The organism is Candidatus Electronema sp. JM, from assembly GCF_048287415.1.
Classification (GTDB): Bacteria; Desulfobacterota; Desulfobulbia; order Desulfobulbales; family Desulfobulbaceae; genus Electronema.
Genome location: NZ_JBLWEN010000043.1, coordinates 15,192 through 34,605, shown reverse-complemented (window position 1 = coordinate 34,605; position 19,414 = coordinate 15,192). Strand labels below are relative to the sequence as shown.

Genomic DNA, 19,414 nt, shown 5'->3' with positions numbered 1-19,414 from the left:
CATGAAAATTGGAGAGCATTCAATCGGCAAGGAGTATCCTCCATTTATTATTGCCGAGATGTCAGGGAATCATAATCAATCGTTAGAAAGAGCATTGCAAATCGTTGAGGCAGCCGCAGCCGCAGGTGCCCATGCCATAAAGCTGCAAACCTATACTGCCGACACGATGACCCTTGATTTGCAAGAAGGGCATTTTTTTATTGATGATCCCAAGAGTCTTTGGCATGGAAAAACTCTTTATGAACTGTATCAAGAAGCGCACACGCCGTGGGAATGGCATGAACCTCTCTTCAAACGGGCGCAGGAACTCGGTTTGATTGCCTTCAGCACACCCTTCGACGAAACTGCTGTTGATTTTCTTGAAAATCTTTCGGTTCCGTGCTATAAAATAGCGTCGTTTGAAAATACCGATATTCCGTTGATCCGCCGGGTAGCTGCAACTGGTAAGCCGCTGCTGATCTCCACCGGCATGGCGAATGTTGCCGAGCTGGACGATGCGGTCCGGGCAGCCCGCGAAGCTGGCGCGAAAGATGTTATCCTGCTGAAATGCACGAGCAGCTATCCAGCTTCTCCAGCACACAGCAATTTAAGAACAATTCCGCATCTAAGAGAATTGTTTTCCTGTGAAGCAGGTCTTTCTGATCATACTATAGGTATAGGCGCAGCGGTTTGCTCCGTGGCTTTAGGGGCGACGGTAATTGAGAAGCATTTCACGCTCAAGCGAAGTGAAGGCGGAGTTGATGCGGCCTTTTCCATTGAGCCTGATGAACTGAAACAACTTGTTCAGGAAACACAACAGGCTTGGCAGGCTCTTGGTCAAATAAAATATGGTGTTGAGGGGAATGAGGCAGATTCATTAAGATATAGACGTTCTCTTTATATTGTTAAAGATATAAAAAAAGGAGACGAAATTACAGAGAAGAATGTTCGTGTACTGCGGCCAGGGTATGGAATTTCTGCTAAATTTTTGTTTTATTTTCTTGGAAAGAAAATAAAAGAAGATACTAAACGCGGCTCGCTGTTGACATTTGAAATGATTTAATCATTTTTGACAAATGAATAAATTGCCAACCTTTGAAGATGTTACTCAAGAACAAGAAAAGATAGATATCTTATGTTCAGACAGAGAGCTGGTAACCAATGAAATTTTTACTGGAAATGCATTTTATGGAAATGACTTTATTGTTAAGTCATATATCGGAATCAAGCATAATTATCCTCTAAAATTTATTATTCCTCACGGAATAGTTTTTAATAGTTCTCAAATTTGGGAAGCTGAAGAAAAAAGTATTATACCTACAATAGCTTGCTATCAAAAAAGCAGGTATGATTTTTATAAAAAAAAATTTTATAAAAAAAAATATGTAATACATATTGCAGCACCATATACATATATTCCATATATTATAAATAGTATCCCTTCTGTGCATAGAAAAGGAACTATTTTTTTTCCTGCTCATTCAACGCATCATGTCACAGCAGTGATGAATTACGAACGATTATCTGAATTTATTGAAAATCTTGATGAAAAATATCATCCTGTCACGATTTGTATGTATTGGCGAGATATAAACCTTGGACATGGTGAATGTTTTAAAAAAAAAGGATTTCGTATTGTTTCCGCAGGACATATTTTTGATAAATTATTCCTTTTCAGATTGTATTATCTATGTTTACAGCATGAATTTTCCATGTCAAACAGTCCTGGAAGTCATTTGTTTTTTTCGCAATATGCTGGCTGTTGTAGCTCTTTTATAGAGAACGAAAAAGTTATTTATTCTGCAAGCAAAGAGATTGTAAAGAGAGATGTGGCGAAAATGGATGATGTTCACGTGGATTTATTAAGAAATTTTATTTTTAATAAAAATATCGACGATAACAAAAAAAGAAAAATCACTTTAGATTTTCTCGGATATTCAAATATAGTGAATAAATATTTATTATTATTATTGTTAATAAAAAGTGAAGTGTATTATTTTTTATCAAAAAAATAATATGAAGATTATTCATTTAAATACATTTGATATTCGAGGCGGAGCAGCAAGGGCTGTCTATAGGATACATCATGCTTTACGAAAAAATGGAATTGATTCAGAAATGCTTGTTGCTCAAAAAGAAAGTCAAGATGATACTGTCAAAAAATACAATATTTCTTTTAAAGAAAGAAGAAAATGGTTTTATCGTGAGATATTAGGAGTTGAAAAGCAGAAAAATAACACGCATCATAGCTGTAACGTATTTCCTTCCTGTATACACAGGAAAATAAACAAATCTAATGCAGATATTGTTCATTTTCATTGGATTGGAGATGATTTGATAAGTATCCCTGAGGTAAAAAAAATAAAAATACCAATAGTCTGGACATTGCATGACATGTGGGCATTCTGTGGTGCCGAGCATTGTCATGATGTTATTAGGAAGCCATTTCTTTATCAAGATGGGTATCGAGAAAATTTTGACAAAGAAAATTTGTTTGATCTGAACAGGTGGATTTTAAATAAAAAAATAAAATATTGGAGTAATGTAAAAATAAATTTTATTGCTCCAAGTCGTTGGATGGTGGATTGCTTTAATAAAAGTTCATTTCTTTCAAAGAAAGAAATAGATATTATTCCAAATTGTTTAGATACAGAAATTTTTAAACAAAAAAATGTTGTACCTGTAAAAAACAAGCTGTCATCAGGGGGGAAAATTGTTTTATTCGGAGCGGACGGAGGATGCTCAAACCCCTTAAAAGGTTATCATTTATTAACAGAAGCCTTAAAAAAGATAGCCAAAAAAGATATATTTTTGGTAATTTTTGGAGAAGATAAAGAATCTGAGACATGTCAACTTAATGAAGTTACTGTAGTAAAAGTAGGGAAAATTAACAACGATGAGCTGCTATCAGAAATATATAGTGCTGCTGATGTTTTTGTTGCGCCATCCCTGATAGATAATTTACCAAATACTATTATGGAATCCATGAGTTGCGGAACTCCATGTGTCGGCTTTGATATAGGAGGAATTCCTGATATGATTGATCATAAAGAAAATGGTTTCATCGCTGAACCGTTTAACACAGATAGTCTTGCTGAAGGCATATCTTGGATTCTTGATCAAGAAGAAAAACATTATAAGAAAATAAGAGAGTCTGCGAGAAAAAAAGTTCTTGAAACCTATAGTCAAATAATAATAGCAGAGAAATATAAATCTCTTTACAACAAGATTTTATCGTCAAATTGATTATTAATCAGCCCCTGATCAACAGCTTTGACAATCCTCAAAAAATCACTTGCGGTTTGCCGGAAGCAGTTTCATACTGAAAAATAGAGGCTTGGCGGCAGCGTGCAGATGGTTCTTCATGTCAGCCCAGATCACCTATTTCCCATATTTTCAGGAGTGCTGCGATGGCGATCTTAGACAAGGTGTTCAAGGCGGCGGTTGACCTCAAAGCCTCCGACATTCACGTGCTGCCCGGCGAGCCGTTCATGGTCCGGCGTTTGGGCAAAATGATCCGGCTGAAAAGCCAGCCGCTCACCGACGCGAGCTGCCGCAAGGTGATCATGGAAATCCTCACTCCGGAGCAGCAGCGTGTCCTGCGCGATGAAATGCAGCTCGACTTTGCCTATTCGATTGCAGGGCTGGGCCGCTTCCGGGGCAGCGCGATGCTGCACAACAACGGCATGAGCTGCATTTTCCGGGTCATACCAGACAAGATTCCTTCCTTCAAGGAACTGGGCATCCCCGAAGACGTGATGCACCGCATCTTGGAGAACCATCAGGGCATCATCCTTGTCACCGGTGCGACTGGCCACGGCAAAACCACCACCTTGGCGGCCATGATTGATTATGTCAACAGCCGTCATTCCCACCACATCCTCACTGTTGAAGACCCGATTGAGTTCATCCACCCGCTGAAAAAAGGCGCAGTGAACCAGCGCCAGCTTGGCCGCGACACCTTGGCCTACGCCAACGCCCTGAAAGGCGCATTGCGCCAAGACCCGGACGTGATCGTCATCGGCGAGCTGCGCGACTTGGACACTATCTCGCTGGCTATTTCCGCCTCTGAAACCGGCCACCTCGTCATCGGCACGCTCTCCACTTCCAGTGCCCCAAAAACGGTTGACCGCATCATTGACTCCTACCCAGCGGGCGAGCAGAACCAAGTTCGGGCCATGCTTAGTGAGTCGCTGAAGGCGGTTTTCACCCAGCGATTGCTGCCCGGCGCGGACGGCACAGCCATGCACTTAGCTGTGGAAATCATGATCGGCAACCTTTCCATTGCCAATCTGATTAAGGACAACAAGACATTTCAGATTCGCTCCATTATGCAGATGGGCAAAACGACCGGTATGAAGCTGATGGATGACTCCATTCTCGAACTGCTGCAAGCAGGAAAGATCAGCTACCAGACTGCTTTTGCCAACATTGACAAGAAAGAGATGCTTAAGCCTTTTGCGCCGAAAGCCTGAATAGCTGATGGCCAAAAATCGCACCATGAACCTTGTCCTGGCATTATTTTTTCTGCTCATTGCGCCTTTTATTTCTTCGCAAGCAGTTTTTGGCGCAGGTTGTCCGCCGCCTTTTGCCGGGCTGATTCAAAATGGCGCCTACGGAGTCAGCGATCTTGAAGGCAAGGTGATTGCAGGCTGCAATCTCGACACGCCTTATGTTCCAGCCAGCATCCTCAAGGTGCCGACCGCCCTTGCCGCGTTGGCCATCTTGGGACCGGACTACCGCTTCAAAACCAAATTTTACACCGACGCGCAGGATAGCCTGTATATTCAAGGCGTTGGCGATCCGATGCTGACTTCAGAGGAAATCCGCCTTATTTTCCACGAGCTGAAGCAGCGCGGCCTGCGGCAGGTCAACACCATTGTTGTTGATGTCTCGCAGTTTGCTCTCGAATATCAGTCGCCGGGCAGCGAGTTCAGCGACAATCCCTACGACGCGCCGGTCGGGCCGACAGCGGTGAATTTCAACAGTGTGCCGGTGCGGGTGACCCCGCAAGGGCAGGTGCTTTCTGGCGAAGAACTCACACCGTTGCTGCCCATGATGACCGAACTGGCCTCAGGCGTTTCGCGCGGCAGCCAAACGCGGATCAACATCTGCCAAGGGCGTTGCAATGCCAATCGGGAAATGGCCCGTTACACCGCCCAGCTCTTTCGCGCTCTCCAGCAGGAGGCAGGCATTCCCGGCCACGGCGCGTTGGTATTGAAGGCGACTCCAGCAACAGCCCGTCTGCTGTATGAGCACCGCAGCAGCAAAAATGTGCAGGAGCTGACGGCATCCTTTCTCAAGTATTCTTCCAACTTCATTGCCAATTTGGTCTATTTAGCCGCTGGGGCTGAGAAATTGGGCTGGCCGGCCACATGGGCTAAGGCTGATCAAGCGGTGCAGCACGAGCTGGCACGGCAGCTTGGCGCACAGACTGCTGCCGCCATAGTCCACCGGGACGGTTCTGGCCTGTATCGGGGCGACCGGGTGACGGCGCGGGCGATGCTGGAGGTGCTGCGGGCGTTCCGTCCGTATGCCGGGCTGATGCGCAACCACGAGGGAGTGCCGACCAAATCCGGCAGCATGAAAGGGGTTTGGAATTATGCCGGTTATCTTGCGGACGGCAGGCCGTATGTCATCCTGCTTAACCAAGCTGGCAACCAGCGCATCCCCATTTTGAGAATGCTGCTGCGGGGCGGCGCGAAAAAATAGCAGTTTTCTGAAAAAAAACCTCTAGTCAATACAACCTGCGATGGATACGGTCTATTTCATATACAGCGTTATTTTCGGCGCGTTGGTTGGCTCTTTTCTCAACGTGGTCATTTTTCGCCTGCCGGAAGAAGGGCAATCTGTCATCTTTCCGGCCTCGCATTGCCCAAAGTGCCAGACCAAACTGCGTTGGTTTGAGAACATCCCTGTTCTGAGCTGGCTGGCTCTGCGCGGCAAATGCCGCAGCTGCAAGGCCCCGATTTCAGTGCAATATCCCGTGGTGGAGCTGGCAATGGCCTTGCTTTCCGGTGCACTGTACCGGCATTTCGGCCCCACTTTCACCGCAATTTATTATTTCCTCTTTGTTGCCGCGTTGTTGGCGATCATCTTCATAGATTTGCATCATCAGATCATCCCGGACGTGATCAGCCTGCCGGGCATAGTCATCGGTTTTGCCGGTTCTTTTTTCAATCCCTTGGTGACATGGCAGCAGGCCGGGCTGGGTGTGCTCATCGGCGGCGGCATACTCTACGCCGTGGCTGCTGGCTACGTCCTCCTGACTGGCAAAGAAGGCATGGGCGGCGGTGATATCAAGCTGCTGGCGATGATTGGAGCTTTTCTCGGCTGGCAGAGCCTGCTGTACGTGGTTTTCGCCAGTTCGCTGTCTGGTTCAGTGATCGGCGGCCTATCCCTGCTATTGCAAAAGAAAGACAGCCAGACGCGTATTCCCTTTGGGCCGTTTCTTTCTTTGGCGGCTTTGTCGTGGCTCTTTTTTCAGGATGGCATTCTGGCGGTGTGGCTGTGGTATCTGCGTGGACTGCACGGATGAAACTCTGCGTTTTTCCCTCAAGTTTCTGTTGACAGAAGAATCCGTTCTGCGGTAAATGGTGGGAACATCAATTCTCAGTCCATCGCCTCGACGCAACAGCCCATGACCGCCGCCGACAGCACCAAAATTCTCTTTCTTGGCTCCAACGTCAAAATCACCAATCTGCCGATGAAGGAGGTCAGTCTGCTGGAGGAAGGCAGCCTGCCCGCTTACGGGTACAATCCGGGCGACAACATCGTTCTTTTGGCAGGACCGGCAACCATAGAAAAAGGACGGCTGGAGCAGTGTTTAGCGTGGCTTAGTGCCTACCTGAATGGCTCCGATCTGTCTCCGAAGATCAATTCCCTGTCCTACGGCAGCGAAAAACAGGTTTATCAGATGTTCCGCAAGAGGCGGAGCGGCCGGGACAGCAGGCAGGAAGGCTGGTTCATGGTCAAACAGCTCCTGCCTGCGGAAGAGCGGGGCGATGAGGCGGCACCCTTCAGCCTGAGCGCCTACGAGTACGAGCTGGCTGGCGGCAACAACGGCATGGTGCTGATTGACGATTCCGGGATGCCGCCGCACATCTGCGATGAGATGAGCGAGCTGAACCCCGGCATGTGGTGCATCGCTTTGGGCATTTCTGTGGCCCATTGGCAGCACTGGGCCTGTCTGCTCGGCGACCGCTTCACCCTGTTCTGCCGCCTCTCCGATCTGGAGACCACCCGGATGGAGATGGACTCCTCGGTCAACTGGGAGACCATCGTCGCCATGTGCCTGCGCGCCCTGCGCACCCCGGAAGTCGGTCTTTGGGACAACGAGCGGCACCGTTTTCTCTGCCGGGTCATCATTGAGATGTATCCGCACGCCATTCTCTATGTCGGCCCAGACGCAGTATATTTTCGCTACCGCAAAGGCAGCCTGCCGGAAAAAAGCTCCTCCCGCAAGCGCGGTTCCGTGCCCTGTTACGACACGATGGTCACAGCCATGCTGGCCATGCGGGCGCTGCGCTTTGGCGGCCTTGATTTCTCTAAAAAATCCTTTTCAGATTTTTCCAAGCAGGTGCTCTGCAACTGGAAGAAGCTGGACGGTCACGGCTATCATTTTGATGAAAATGGCCTGCGCCTGCCGACGCTTGACTGCTCTTCCGCCTGCCTGAGCGGCCTGCCCTGTTCCTGCGCGGACAAAGATGCGCAGGATCCTGCCTTCATCGAGCTGCCCTATTTCACCCCGGAGTTTGAGGAGTCCTTGGAGCTGGCTGCCGGACAGGTCTGGGGAGAGAAAAAGAAAAAGGCTCTGCGCTCTTTCTTCCGGCACCAATATACCGTGCTGTACCCTGCTGCGGAAGAAGGGCTGGTGCCGCAGTTTTGCTATATTGATGTCATTATGTCGGTGCTGCACTGCCTGAAGGAGGAAGTGAACCGGGGCACCGGCTTTGACAGCCTGTCGATTTTCAAACTGGGTCATTTGCGCACCACTGACCCGGCGGAGATTGACCCGGTGATCACCCTGCATCAGGTCATGGATTCCTACGTCTCGAAAGAGACCGTGCTGCGGCCGCTCTGCATCGGCGTGTTCGGCCCGCCCGGCTCCGGCAAATCCTTTGCGGTCAAGCAGGTGGCTGGCGAAATTGCCCGGCATTACGACAACAGCCCCTTTGTTTTTTTTGAATTCAACCTGACCCAGTTCGCCAGCCCGGACGAAATCAACGCCGCCATTGACCCGATCCGCGCCTCAGTGGCGCAGGGCAAGGTGCCCATCGCCTTCTGGGATGAATTCGACTGCCGCTATGACGGCCATGAATTCGGCTACTTGCGCTATTTTCTGCCCGCGATGCAGGACGGCGTGACCTATGTGCAGGGCATTCCGTACCACATAGGCCGGGCGATTTTCGTCTTTGCTGGCGGCGTGAAAGCGAGCTGGGAGGGCATGGAACGGCTGCTCACCCCCAAGAAGCCGAAAGACCTTCAATTGGCCAAGACTTTGAAAATACCGGATTTCATGAGCCGGCTGCGGGTAGTGCTGGATATTGACGGCATTGAAGTGCCGGAGTACCTGCTGAAAGATTCTGCTTCGCAGGAGGAGCTTGAGGAGCTGCGGCGCATTCTCCTCAAGCGGGCCTTCATCATCGCCCACCAGATGCAAACTCATTGGAAAAGCGCAGCCCGCAAGACCTCCGGCCTGCTCCTCCGCCTGCTTTTGGCGGATTATAAATTCGGAGCGCGCTCCATTGAGGCGGTGATTGAGGCCAGCCGCGCCGCTGACCGTCTCGTTTATGGCCTGCCGGAACTGATCGCGCCGTCCGCCGCCCGCATTCATGCGGACTGGCGGGTGGATTTGGAGCGGAAGATTGACCAGTTCCGCAAGTCAAAGGGATTGCGGGCAGTTTGGTAGGAAAAAAGCAGGAAGAAAAAAAGCCTGGCCAACCCCTTGACAGCAGAGGCGGCGGACTGGTCAAATGTGGTATGCGGCACGTTTTTGCTGTGCCGCATGACCGCTGTGCTGAAGCCTGCGGCAGCTTTCCTGTTCAGGAACATGGACGCCAGAGCGCATATTCTTCCTACTCATCCGCTGTCTCCGCCCTGCGCCGCCCTGCTGACTATCGTGCTGGGCCTGCATCTGATCAGCCTGTACAATTATCTCCTTTTTCATACCCTCACTGAGACGTTCAGCGCGGCCATTTCCTGCGCGATTTTCATCTTCGCTTGGAACACCAAGCACATGCAGCGGACACAATGTTTTTTGTTTCTCGGTGTCGCCTGCCTCTTCACGGGCATGATAGATTTGCTGCACAGTCTGAGTTACAAAGGCATGAACATTTTTCCTCAGGCCAGCACAGACAACATTTCCTGTCAGCTCTGGATCGCCGCCCGATATATGGAAAGTGCTTCCTTATTAACTGCCTTCTTTTTTTTCCGCAAGAGGTTCAGTCCATACCGCACTGTCGCCATTTATTTAGCTGTCACCAGCCTCTTGCTGGTCAGTATTTTTATCTGGCCAGTTTTTCCGCTTTGCTATGACCAACAGAACGGAATAACTGTGTTTAAAAAAAGCAGCGAATATGTTATTTCCTTTTTTCTCTCCTGCGCTTTTCTCCTTTTGCAGAAAAACAGGCGGCGGTTTGATCTTGAAATCCTCCGTCTGATGCAGGCGGCGATTCTTTTTGCCATTGCTGCCGAGCTGTTTTTCACCTTTTATGAAAACAGCCACGATTTAGTTGATTTTTTCGGCCACTGCTTCCGTATTTTTTCTTTTTACGCTATTTATCGGGCGGTGATTGAAACCGGCCTGACCCAGCCCTTCAGCACCTTGTTCCGCGAGCTGAATGCCCATAAAACTGAGCTGGAGCAGAAAGTTCTGGAGCGCACCGCCGCCTTGCAGGAAAACCGGGACATCTTGGAGGAGGAAATTATCGAGCGGCTGCGGACAGAAAAAGAGCTGCTCTGGGAGCTGGCAGTCAACCGCACCTTGGCACAAGTGGCGGACACGCTCATTTCCCGCTCGCTGTCGGTGCGGGAGATTGAAACTTTGGTGGGCCGGGCGGCCAAAGAATTGAGCGGCTGCGAATACGGCACAGCCAAGGCGGCCTGTCATGAGGACGAAAGCTGCGTCGGCGGCCCCGGTGCGCCGTGGGAGAACATCCTCAACACCCGCCAGAGCTTTTACACCAATGCGCTTGCCGCGCATGAGCGCACGATCAGCATTCCGCTGGAACAGCTCCGCTATCGCAATTATCTGCATGTCCCGGCGATGATTGACGGCAGGGCAGTCGGACGGATATCCTTGGCCAACAAAGAAGGCGACTTCACCCAAGACGACCTTGCTGCTGCCGAGCGTCTTGCCGCTGTCTTTGCCTTGGCGGTGCAGCGCAAGCACACCGAGGAGTCCCTGAGCCGGAGCGAGCACAAATACCGCAGCCTGTTCAACGATGCGCCAGATATGATTCATATTGTCAGTCTGGAGAAAAAAATTGTGGATGCGAATCCTGCGGAAGTGCGCACATTAGGCTGCGCCAGCCGCGAGGAGCTGATCGGTATGCCGCTGCTGGAGTTTGTGCATCCTGATTTCCGCCGCAACACCGCCACCGTGCTGGAGCAAATTTTCAGCACCGGCTTTGCCATGAACAGCTACGAAACCGCCTTAGTCTCCCGCGACGGCAGTCAAATTGACGTGGAAGTCAGCGCGGTGCCGCAGTTGGAGAACGGCAGGGTGGTGTCCGTGCGGGCGATCATGCGCAATATCAGCGAGCGGAAAAAAGAGGAGCAGGAGCGGAAAAAGCTGGAGACGCAGCTTCGCCAGTCCCGCAAGATGGAGGCCATCGGCACCCTCGCTGGCGGCATCGCTCATGATTTCAATAATATTCTTGGGCCAATCCTCGGCTACACGGAAATGGCGTTGGAAACCCTGCCGTCCGGCAGCAGCATTGCGCCGTGGCTGGAAGAGGTGCGGCGGGCTGGTACCAGAGCGCGGGAACTAGTCCGGCAGATACTTGCCATCAGCCGCAAGAACGAGCAGGAAGCCCAGCCGGTCCGCATTCAGCCGATCATCAAGGAAACGCTCAAGCTGCTGCGGGCCTCCATTCCAACGACCATTGAAATCCGGCAGCATCTGGATCCGGCCTGCGGCGCAGTGCTGGCGGATCCGACCCGGATTCATCAAGTAGTGATGAACCTCTGCACCAACGCCTACTACGCGATGCGCGAGACTGGCGGCCTGCTGGAAGTTTCCCTGCGCCAAATTGAGCTGCGCCCGGATGCGCACAGCAGGCTGCGGCTGCCTCCTGGCCCATATCTCCAGCTGCAAGTGCGGGACACCGGCTGCGGAATGCCGGAGGAGATTTTAGAAAAAATTTTCGAGCCGTATTTCACCACCAGAGCGAAAAGCGAAGGCACAGGCCTTGGCCTCGCCTTGGTGCAGAGCATCGCCCTTGATTTCGGCGGCGATGTCACCGTGACCAGCGAGCTGGGGCGCGGCTCAGTCTTTGATGTCTATCTGCCGGTCATCAAGGAGAGCACGGCAGGCAGCACGCCCCAGAACGCCGCCGTCCTGCCGACAGGAACTGAGCGGATACTCACGGTTGATGATGATTTGAATGTGGCGGAAATGACCCGCAGCATCTTGCAAAGCCTTGGCTATCACGTCACTGCCCTGACTAACAGCAGCGAGGCGCTGGCCGTGTTCAGCAGTCAGCCGGAAGCCTTCGATTTGGTCTTCACCGACATGACCATGCCGCAGCTGACCGGCGCAGAGCTGGCGAAACGGCTGCTCGCCAGCCGCCCAGCACTGCCGATCATCCTGTGCACCGGTTTCAGCGCGCTGATTGACGAGGAAAAAGCTGCCGCCATTGGCATCCGCCGCCTGCTGATGAAGCCCTTCACCAAAGCCGAGCTGGCCTGCGCGGTCAGGGAGGTGCTGGATTCAGCCGCGTCTGGCTGCAGCGGCGATTGATTTGCTTTGATTTTTTGGCAGAATCTTTTATGCTGTAGCCATAACGCGCAGCGGAGCAGGCCGAACTGCGGAACTGAATGAATTTTCTGCATAAGGAGTATGGCGAAGATGAATTGCGCAGGCTTTTTGATCATGCTGCTGGTGCTTGCCGCCGGGCCGTCGCTGGCTTCTGGCAGCAAGGCCGGTGCTGATCTCGCGGCTCAGGCTGAAGGAACTGACGTGCTGCTCTCCTACACTGCGCCCATGCGCCGGGTGGTGTTGACCCGCGATCTGCGCCTTGCCGACATTGAGGAGGTGGCTACATACAGCAATCCGGTGGCGGCAGAGCCGTCAGCGGTGCAAACCGTGCGCAAAGAAGGTCAGCTCACGGCGGGCGAAGCGACGGAATTGCTCCGTTTCATCCGTTCGTCTGGCTTTTTTCAGCTCAAGGCAGCCTACGGCGGCGGCCCGCAGGAACGCAGTTACCCGTATCGCATCACTGTTTGGAATGAGGATAAAGAACAACAAGTGACTTATTACAGCCGTCCAGATGCGGAGCCGCGTCCTTCGGCCTTTGCCGAGACGGAGCAGAAAATCATTGCCGTGGCTCGGCAGAAAGCGGTTGAACTCAAATCAGGAGGAAAAACACCATGAAGATGTGGCAGACCGTGGCGATGGTGCTGGCCTTGCTTGTTGCTGCCGGAGCAGCGCAGGCGCAAGGTGGCAGAAGAGATGCGGAGCGGCAGGCTGAAGCCGACGGCTGGCAGGTGGCTTACGGCAATGAGCTGACCGGGCGGGACATGGAGCGCGGCGAAGTGCAGCGCGGCGTGTCCATTTTTTCCGCACGGGGCACGGCGGAGATGGGGCGGCTGCATGACTGGGCCGATGCGCTGCTGGGCGAAGCGGCAAGCCGGGCGAGGATCAGTAATTTTGACCAAAAAGACCGCTTTCAGGCCATGCGCTTCACGGTGCGCACGGTGCGCGAACTGATCCGCAACCGCCGTGCTGGCTCAGATCAGACCACATTGGGGAACGTTGAAGTCAAAGCGGGCCTGCTGGAGTACAGCGATTGGAGCCGGGACAGCTGGGGCGGTCGTCGCGCCGAGACCGTTTTTGTGCCCTATGTGGGGATGAAAGCCTCTTGGAATGGTGGAGCGCAGCAGGAGCCGTACAATCCGTCGTATCAACCGCCGATGATCCAATCTGATCCGAGCGGGCAAAGCTCTGCGGACATCATGAACGCGTTCTCGCTGAAGAACACCGCACGCAACATCGGCGGCGGACGCTGGCAGTGGACGGCCTACATAGACGGGCCGAAGCATTTTCTCCGTCGGATCAGCGCAGTGACCTATTATCTGCATCCGACCTTCAAGCCCAGCACCCAGCTCGGCGACAGCTCCAAGCTCGGCCATCCGCTGACCGCGACCGGGTGGGGTGCGTTCACCCTCCGGGCAGAAGTCGCGCTTGACGATGGCACCCGCCGCATTTACGAGCACACCTTACGTTTCAGATAAAAAACCACGGCCTGCCGGAACGCGGGCCGGATGATCAAACCACCAACAGGAGGACATCATGAGGAAAGGATCGAGAATCGTGCTGGCCGCACTCTCGCTGCTGCTGCTTGTGGCTATGGCGCAAGATGTGTTCGCGCAAAGACGCTGGCGGGCCAAAGAGGAAGTCGAAGCGGGCGGCTGGTACGTGGCCTATGGCAATGAGCTGAACGAGGAGGAAGCTGCACGCGGCGCGGTCGAATCGTGGGTTTCCTTGCAAAACAGCGAGCGTGAGACCATCCGCACCTGGGCGGACACCATGCTGCGTCAAGCCATCGCCCTGATGGTGAGCGGCAACGCGCGCGGCACAGAGATTGCGGACAGATTCAGCCGGGACGAGCAGCGCGATGCGCGGCGTTTCGGCGTGGAAACCATCCGCGATCTGCTGGGCAGCCGCACTTCGGGTGCACAGGTGCTGAATTTGGGTTCGATTGAATTCAAAGCCGGGGTGATTGAGTACCGCGACAAAAATCGGGATTACGGGCGGCGCGAGGTGGTGTTCATGCCCTATTTCGCTCTGCGGCCAAGCTATGGCCACAGCGGTCATCATCGCCGCTTTGATAATGATCGCCGCGCCGATGAGAGCTGGCGGGACAGAGACCGGGATGATGACGGCTATCGCAGGCGGCAGTGATATGAACAAGCCGAGTTGATTGAAGAGGCAGGCGTGAGCCTGCCTTATTTTTTTCTGCGCAGAAAAAAGCCATGATTGACATCAAACTTCACCAACAGCAGGCGGAAGAAGCCGCCGCCTTTCTCCGCGCCCGGCTGCCGTTCACGCCGGAAGTGCTGATCCAGCTCGGCACCGGTTTGGGCGGCCTCGCCAACGCAATGACCGGGAGCGTAAGCATTCCTTATGCAGAAATTCCGCATTTTCCCCGCGCTACCGTCACCAGCCATGCGGGCAATCTGCTCTGCGGCACTTTGGCCGGGAAACCCGCTGCTGTCCTCCAAGGCCGTTTTCATTATTATGAAGGCTATTCGGCTCGCGAGGTTGGCTTTCCGGTTCGGGTGCTCTCGCTGCTCGGCGTGAAAACCGCAATCATCACCAATGCCGCAGGTGGCCTCAATCCGGCATGGCAGGCAGGCGCGATCATGATCTGTAAAGATCACCTCAATCTGCTGCCGGACAACCCCTTGCGCGGCCCGAATGTGGAAAAGTGGGGGCCGCGTTTCCCTGACCTTTCCCAGCCATATTGCGCGGAGCTGCGCAGCCTTGCCGAGCAAGCAGCCCATCGGCTGGGGTTTAGCGAAGTCTGCTCCGGCACCTACGTCTGTATTCCCGGCCCCAGCCTTGAAACTCCGGCGGAAACCCGGATGCTGCGCCTGCTCGGCGCGGATGCAGTGGGCATGTCTTCAGTGCCGGAGGTGATCACCGCCCTGCACAGCGGCCTGCGGGTGCTTGCGCTGTCCGTAATCGCCAATGTCAATAATCCAGACAAGCTCGCGCCAATCCGCATTGAGGACATCGTCGCCGCCGCACAACAGGCTGAACCGCGCTTGCAGCAGCTTGTCGTGGAGATTGTCCGGGAAATGTGAACGTGAGGTGGATGGACTGGGGCAAGGTGAAGCAATCTGCGGAGATGCTGAAGGAAAAGTTAGGTTTTGGCGGGACGTTTCGCAAAACGCCCCGCCAGAACCATTATCCGGCGCGGCTGAAAAGCTGCTGCACGCTTTTCGCGCTCGCCGCCTGAAGCAGTTTGCCCCGGATGCTTTCGTCCTTGAGCAGCCTGCTGATCTGGCCCAAGGTTTGCAGATACTCCGCCGCCATGTTTTCCGGCGAAAGGATCATCACAAAAAGATGCACCGGCAGGCGGTCTTTGGCCTCATAAGGGATACCTTTGGCTGATCTGCCGAAGCAAATCAGCAGATTCTGAAGCTCGGCCAGTTTGCCGTGCGGAATGGCGATGCCATTGCCCACGCCGGTGGAGCCGATCTGCTCGCGCTCCAGCAGCACCCGCCGCACCGTCTCCGCTTGCAAATCTGGGCAGAGCCGCTGCGCCGCCGCCGCCAGCTCGCGCAGCAGCTCGTCCTTGCTTTTCGCCTTCAGCTCAAGAATGATCCCTTCTTCGGTCAGCTCTGCCATCTCTCCCCTGTCTGTTTTTTTTCACGCGAATCCGCGTAACATTGCCCAATTTATTCTTTGCGGCGGAGCTTGACGGTCGGAATCCGCAGCTGCTCCCGGTACTTGGCCACAGTGCGGCGGGCCAGTTTGATGCCGTCCTTCTCCAGCAGCTCGGCCAGCGCGCCGTCACTGAGGGGCTTGGCCGGGTTTTCCTGCCGGACAAAGTGGACGATGCGCTGCTTGACCGTCTCCGCTGTCAGATCCTCGCCGCTGTCCGAAGCCGCCGCCGCTGTTGAGAAAAAATATTTCAGCTCGTAAATGCCGTGCGGAGTTTCGACGTATTTGTTGGCTGTCGCCCGGCTGACGGTTGACTCATGCACGCCCACGTCCTGGGCCACATCGCTGAGGATGAGCGGATGGATATGCCCCGGCCCCAGCTCGAAAAAATCACGCTGCAAGCGGATGATGCTCTCCATCACCCGGCAGATGGTGCTGTGCCGGTACTCCAAAGCATTGATCAGCAGCTGGGCGTTCCGTTTCTGTTCGTGAAGATAGTTCTTGGCTGCCGCCTCGCCTCCGTTCAGCAGGCTCTGATTCTCGGCGGAGAGCTGAAGCTGCGGCAGCTCGTCGGTGTTCATGCGCACGATGAATTCATCTTCAATCTTGAAGACATACACATCCGGCACCACGTCCTGCGTCGGCTCATTGCTGTACTCGTTGCCAGGATACGGCACCAGCTCGGCGACAAGGGCTGCGGCAGCCTGCACCTCGCGCAGCGGAACTTTGGCGCGGCGGGCGATTTCGACAAGATTGCGGTTGCCCAGCTCGCTGAAAAACTCGGCGACCAGCCGCCAGGCCAAGCTGTCCTCCAGCCCCTGCCGCTCCAATTGCAGGAGCAGAGACTCCTGAATGCTGCGGGCCGCCACGCCCGGCGGATCGAGGTTCTGGACAAGGCGGAGCATGGCCTCGGCCTCTTCCTGCGAGCAGCCGACCTGCTGGCAGATGTCGGCAATGTCGGCATCAAAAAAACCGTGGCCATCCAAATTGCCGATGATGAAGCGGGCGATATCCAAATCCGGTTCGCTCAGGCGCAGGTGCGTGAGCTGCCAGGCGAGAAAGGCGGCCAAGCCGGGCTGCGCGGCCAGAAAATCAAGGCGGGACGGCGCGTCCGCCGCAGGGGCCTCGTGGGCAAAGGAAAAATCCGCGTCAAAATTGTTGCTGTAATCCTCCCAGTTCACTTCAGCGACCGCAACCGGATCGTCGCCTGTCACCCGGCCTGTGACTGGCGGTTCTTCGCCCAGCCCATCAGCTTCGCTTTGTGAAAGGTCCGCGCTGCCAGCTTCCGGCTGCACTTCTTCCAGCAGCGGATTTTGCTCCAGCTCGGCCTGCAAGGCTCCGGCCAGCTCCAGCCGGTTGAGCTGGAGCAGCTTGATCGCCTGCTGAAGCTGCTGCGTCATGAGCAGCTTCTGGGCCAGCTTCATGTGCTGGCGGAGTTCAATGCTCATGGCGGCAGGCGGCTACAGGCGGAAGTTTTCGCCAAGGTACATCTTCTTGGCCAGCTCGCTGCGGATGATGTCGCCTGCCGCCCCGCTGGTGAGTATCTGCCCCTCGTTCATGATGTAGGCGAAATCGCAGACTTGCAGCGTTTCGCGCACGTTGTGATCGGAAATGAGGATGCCAAGACCCTTGGCTTTGAGAGCGCGGATGATTTGCTGCAAATCCGCCACCGACAGCGGATCCACGCCTGCAAACGGCTCGTCGAGCAGAATGAAGCGAGGCCGCACCGCCAGAGCGCGCATGATCTCCACCCGCCGCCGCTCGCCGCCGGAAAGGGCATGGCCTTTGTTTTTCGCCAAATGCTCAATTTTCAGCTCGGCCATCAGCTCTTGAATGCGCTGGCGGATTTCGTTGCGGCTCAGACCGAGCGGCTCCAGCACAATGCGGACATTTTCCTCCACCGTCAATTTTTTGAAAACTGAGGATTCTTGCGCCAGATAGGTGATGCCTTTGCCAGCCCGCTCATGAATGGGCAGCTCGCCGATTTCTTCGCCGTCCAGCAGAATCGCCCCTGCGCTGGGCCGGATGAAGCCCGCAATGGAATAAAAGGTGGTGGTCTTGCCTGCGCCGTTCGGCCCCAGCAGCCCGACTATCCAGCCGCTCCGCACTTGCAGACTGACTTCGTCCACCACCCGGCGGGCGCGGTATTCCTTGACCAGATTTCTGGTCTCAAGCAGGCTCATCAGTGCTGCTGGATGGTGGCCTTGACCCGGCCCGGTTTGTTGTTCTGCTGCTCAAACACCGAACGCTTTTCATCAAGAAAATAGGTGATGGTGTCGCTCGAGACCATGCTCTGCCCTTCTGAAGCCTTGGCATTGCCACTGAGCACCACCTTGCGCTCATCAGCGAAATATTCCATTTTTTCGCCGGTGCCGAGCCAGTCGTCCTGCGTCACCTGCACATTGCCGACGCAGAGCAGCCGCTTGACTTTGCCGGATTTGTTCTTCGGTGTGCCCGGAGTGCTCTGATCATAATAGACCGTCATTTCATCAGTGCGGATGGTGACTTTGCCTTGACTGGCATCCACGTTGCCAATAAAGACGACCGAATTTTTCGCCTCTTGCGAAACCATGCGGTCCGCCTCAATATTGATTGGCGCGTCGTCTTTTTCTTCTTTTCCCTTGCAGAAAGCCGTGCCGGTGGCCGAAGCCATGATGACAGCAGCCAGAGCGGCGGTCAGCAGCCGCTTGGCGGAGGATGAGAAGAAATACATTGTTGCCTCTCTCGCAATCATGTTTTATAAGAACGCTGCGCATCGGAGTCACGCTGCGCGGAGCCTACAGGATACAGGGTTCACTGGAAAATGTAAAGACTTTCCATCTCCCTGTTCACAGATGAAAAACTGCCGCTGCTGCCGCCCCGTTCCGCCGGGGCGCGGCCAATGCAACGTAAAAGGAACGCAGTCATGCAGAACGAGATCGCCAAAGCCAAGGTGCTGATTGAATCCTTGCCCTATCTCCGCGAGTTCAGTGGAAAAACCGTGGTCATCAAATACGGCGGCCACGCGATGATTGACGAGGAGCTGAAGAAAAAATTCGCCTTGGATGTGATCCTGCTCAAATACATTGGGATCAATCCGGTCGTCGTCCATGGCGGCGGGCCGCAGATCAATGAATTTCTGAAAAAAATGCAGATCACTTCCAGCTACGTGCAGGGAATGCGGGTCACGGATGGCCCGACCATGGACGTGGTGGAAATGGTGCTGGTCGGCAAGGTCAACAAGGAGATTGTCGGCTTGATCAACCACTGCGGCGGTCGGGCGGTCGGGCTGTCAGGCCGCGACGGCGACCTTGTGCAGGCGAAAAAAATGAAGGTGCCGGGCAAGCAGGAAAGCGAAAACGCGCCGCCGGAGCTGATTGATCTGGGCCGGGTGGGCGAGGTGACGCGGATCAATTCGGAGCTGCTCACCACCTTGGCCGCAAAGGATTTCATCCCGGTGATCGCGCCAGTTGGTGTAGGCGAGGACGGCCAAGCCTACAACATCAACGCCGATCTGGTCGCCGGAGCTGTCGCCGCCGAACTGAAGGCCTCCAAGCTCATCCTGCTCACCGACGTGGAAGGAGTGAAGGGCGCGGACGGCCAGCTTATTTCCTCCATCGCGGTCAGCTCGATTGAGCAGCTTATTGCTGAAGGCACGATCAAGGGCGGCATGATTCCCAAGCTGCGCTGCTGCGCCTCGGCCATCAGCGGCGGCGTGAACAAGGCCCACATCATTGACGGGCGGCAAGAACACGCCATCCTGCTGGAAATCTTCACTCATGCGGGCATCGGCACGGAGATCACGGCGTAATAATGAAATTTTTTCAGGGGCGATTCATG

17 protein-coding genes are annotated in these 19,414 nt (G+C 54.0%); 13 read left to right on the top strand and 4 right to left on the bottom strand.

Translation table 11 applies throughout. From position 1 onward, the window contains the following. Position 1 precedes the first annotated feature (1 nt). The 12 genes from pseI to ACNKH6_RS08945 all read left to right on the top strand — a co-directional run bounded on the left by pseI (position 2) and on the right by ACNKH6_RS08945 (position 15,012). Positions 2 to 1,042, top strand: a complete 1,041-nt coding sequence (gene pseI, locus ACNKH6_RS09000) for a pseudaminic acid synthase (protein ID WP_417915222.1) — start codon at positions 2 to 4, stop codon at positions 1,040 to 1,042. 13 nt (positions 1,043 to 1,055) lie between these two features. After that, the gene (locus tag ACNKH6_RS08995; protein ID WP_417915221.1) at positions 1,056 to 1,994 is read left to right on the top strand and encodes a hypothetical protein; all 939 of its coding nucleotides are present in this window, start codon (positions 1,056 to 1,058) and stop codon (positions 1,992 to 1,994) included. Position 1,995: 1 nt separating this feature from the next. After that, positions 1,996 to 3,225, top strand: a complete 1,230-nt coding sequence (locus ACNKH6_RS08990) for a glycosyltransferase family 4 protein (RefSeq protein ID WP_417915220.1) — start codon at positions 1,996 to 1,998, stop codon at positions 3,223 to 3,225. Between the two features lie 164 nt (positions 3,226 to 3,389). Further along, entirely contained in the window at positions 3,390 to 4,454 is a 1,065-nt protein-coding gene (locus ACNKH6_RS08985; protein WP_417915219.1) for a type IV pilus twitching motility protein PilT, read from the top strand. A gap of 7 nt (positions 4,455 to 4,461) precedes the next feature. Further along, positions 4,462 to 5,691, top strand: coding sequence for a D-alanyl-D-alanine carboxypeptidase/D-alanyl-D-alanine-endopeptidase (locus ACNKH6_RS08980; protein ID WP_417915218.1), 1,230 nt, complete (start codon positions 4,462 to 4,464; stop codon positions 5,689 to 5,691). 40 nt (positions 5,692 to 5,731) lie between these two features. Next, positions 5,732 to 6,517: a prepilin peptidase gene (locus ACNKH6_RS08975; protein ID WP_417915217.1), complete on the top strand. Its 786-nt coding sequence runs from the start codon at positions 5,732 to 5,734 to the stop codon at positions 6,515 to 6,517. 102 nt (positions 6,518 to 6,619) lie between these two features. Beyond that, the gene (locus tag ACNKH6_RS08970; protein ID WP_417915216.1) at positions 6,620 to 8,890 is read left to right on the top strand and encodes an AAA family ATPase; all 2,271 of its coding nucleotides are present in this window, start codon (positions 6,620 to 6,622) and stop codon (positions 8,888 to 8,890) included. Between the two features lie 141 nt (positions 8,891 to 9,031). Continuing rightward, positions 9,032 to 11,944, top strand: a complete 2,913-nt coding sequence (locus ACNKH6_RS08965) for an MASE3 domain-containing protein (RefSeq protein ID WP_417915215.1) — start codon at positions 9,032 to 9,034, stop codon at positions 11,942 to 11,944. A 108-nt stretch (positions 11,945 to 12,052) separates the two neighbouring features. Then, positions 12,053 to 12,577, top strand: a complete 525-nt coding sequence (locus tag ACNKH6_RS08960) for a hypothetical protein (protein WP_417915214.1) — start codon at positions 12,053 to 12,055, stop codon at positions 12,575 to 12,577. Continuing rightward, positions 12,574 to 13,437 carry a pYEATS domain-containing protein gene (locus tag ACNKH6_RS08955; RefSeq protein WP_417915213.1) on the top strand — a complete coding sequence of 288 codons (864 nt, stop codon included), beginning with the start codon at positions 12,574 to 12,576 and terminating at the stop codon, positions 13,435 to 13,437. The genes ACNKH6_RS08960 and ACNKH6_RS08955 overlap by 4 nt, the downstream gene beginning before the upstream one ends. Positions 13,438 to 13,495: 58 nt before the next feature. Next, positions 13,496 to 14,107, top strand: coding sequence for a hypothetical protein (locus ACNKH6_RS08950; RefSeq protein ID WP_417915212.1), 612 nt, complete (start codon positions 13,496 to 13,498; stop codon positions 14,105 to 14,107). Between the two features lie 71 nt (positions 14,108 to 14,178). Next, positions 14,179 to 15,012: a purine-nucleoside phosphorylase gene (locus ACNKH6_RS08945; RefSeq protein ID WP_417915211.1), complete on the top strand. Its 834-nt coding sequence runs from the start codon at positions 14,179 to 14,181 to the stop codon at positions 15,010 to 15,012. 103 nt (positions 15,013 to 15,115) lie between these two features. On the opposite strand, the gene ACNKH6_RS08940 is transcribed toward ACNKH6_RS08945, so the two are convergent. The 4 genes from ACNKH6_RS08940 to lptA are packed head-to-tail and all read right to left on the bottom strand — an operon-like array spanning position 15,116 to position 18,329. Beyond that, complete coding sequence (locus tag ACNKH6_RS08940; RefSeq protein ID WP_417915210.1) at positions 15,116 to 15,559, bottom strand: PTS sugar transporter subunit IIA; 444 nt, start codon at positions 15,557 to 15,559, stop codon at positions 15,116 to 15,118. Positions 15,560 to 15,609: 50 nt separating this feature from the next. Further along, positions 15,610 to 17,043, bottom strand: a complete 1,434-nt coding sequence (gene rpoN / locus ACNKH6_RS08935) for an RNA polymerase factor sigma-54 (protein WP_417915209.1) — start codon at positions 17,041 to 17,043, stop codon at positions 15,610 to 15,612. A gap of 12 nt (positions 17,044 to 17,055) precedes the next feature. Continuing rightward, the gene (lptB, locus tag ACNKH6_RS08930) at positions 17,056 to 17,778 is read right to left on the bottom strand and encodes an LPS export ABC transporter ATP-binding protein (RefSeq protein WP_417915208.1); all 723 of its coding nucleotides are present in this window, start codon (positions 17,776 to 17,778) and stop codon (positions 17,056 to 17,058) included. Then, positions 17,778 to 18,329 (bottom strand): lipopolysaccharide transport periplasmic protein LptA, encoded by a 552-nt coding sequence (gene lptA / locus ACNKH6_RS08925; RefSeq protein ID WP_417915207.1) that lies wholly within the window; start codon positions 18,327 to 18,329, stop codon positions 17,778 to 17,780. Before lptA ends, lptB begins: the two co-directional genes overlap by 1 nt. Before the next feature lie 171 nt (positions 18,330 to 18,500). Here lptA and argB point away from each other — a divergent pair, with 171 nt between their 5' ends. Continuing rightward, a complete protein-coding gene (gene argB / locus ACNKH6_RS08920; protein ID WP_417915206.1) occupies positions 18,501 to 19,385 on the top strand; it encodes an acetylglutamate kinase in 885 nt (294 codons plus the stop codon). Positions 19,386 to 19,414: the final 29 nt, after the last annotated feature.

Excerpts from the sequence above, each read along its gene's own strand:
- pseI (WP_417915222.1), top strand. The coding sequence starts at position 2 with ATGAAAATTGGAGAGCATTCAATCGGCAAGGAGTATCCTCCATTTATT.
- ACNKH6_RS08995 (WP_417915221.1), top strand. The coding sequence starts at position 1,056 with ATGAATAAATTGCCAACCTTTGAAGATGTTACTCAAGAACAAGAAAAG.
- ACNKH6_RS08990 (WP_417915220.1), top strand. The coding sequence starts at position 1,996 with ATGAAGATTATTCATTTAAATACATTTGATATTCGAGGCGGAGCAGCA.
- ACNKH6_RS08985 (WP_417915219.1), top strand. The coding sequence starts at position 3,390 with ATGGCGATCTTAGACAAGGTGTTCAAGGCGGCGGTTGACCTCAAAGCC.
- ACNKH6_RS08980 (WP_417915218.1), top strand. The coding sequence starts at position 4,462 with ATGGCCAAAAATCGCACCATGAACCTTGTCCTGGCATTATTTTTTCTG.
- ACNKH6_RS08975 (WP_417915217.1), top strand. The coding sequence starts at position 5,732 with ATGGATACGGTCTATTTCATATACAGCGTTATTTTCGGCGCGTTGGTT.
- ACNKH6_RS08970 (WP_417915216.1), top strand. The coding sequence starts at position 6,620 with ATGACCGCCGCCGACAGCACCAAAATTCTCTTTCTTGGCTCCAACGTC.
- ACNKH6_RS08965 (WP_417915215.1), top strand. The coding sequence starts at position 9,032 with ATGGACGCCAGAGCGCATATTCTTCCTACTCATCCGCTGTCTCCGCCC.
- ACNKH6_RS08960 (WP_417915214.1), top strand. The coding sequence starts at position 12,053 with ATGAATTGCGCAGGCTTTTTGATCATGCTGCTGGTGCTTGCCGCCGGG.
- ACNKH6_RS08955 (WP_417915213.1), top strand. The coding sequence starts at position 12,574 with ATGAAGATGTGGCAGACCGTGGCGATGGTGCTGGCCTTGCTTGTTGCT.
- ACNKH6_RS08950 (WP_417915212.1), top strand. The coding sequence starts at position 13,496 with ATGAGGAAAGGATCGAGAATCGTGCTGGCCGCACTCTCGCTGCTGCTG.
- ACNKH6_RS08945 (WP_417915211.1), top strand. The coding sequence starts at position 14,179 with ATGATTGACATCAAACTTCACCAACAGCAGGCGGAAGAAGCCGCCGCC.
- ACNKH6_RS08940 (WP_417915210.1), bottom strand. The coding sequence starts at position 15,559 with ATGGCAGAGCTGACCGAAGAAGGGATCATTCTTGAGCTGAAGGCGAAA.
- rpoN (WP_417915209.1), bottom strand. The coding sequence starts at position 17,043 with ATGAGCATTGAACTCCGCCAGCACATGAAGCTGGCCCAGAAGCTGCTC.
- lptB (WP_417915208.1), bottom strand. The coding sequence starts at position 17,778 with ATGAGCCTGCTTGAGACCAGAAATCTGGTCAAGGAATACCGCGCCCGC.
- lptA (WP_417915207.1), bottom strand. The coding sequence starts at position 18,329 with ATGATTGCGAGAGAGGCAACAATGTATTTCTTCTCATCCTCCGCCAAG.
- argB (WP_417915206.1), top strand. The coding sequence starts at position 18,501 with ATGCAGAACGAGATCGCCAAAGCCAAGGTGCTGATTGAATCCTTGCCC.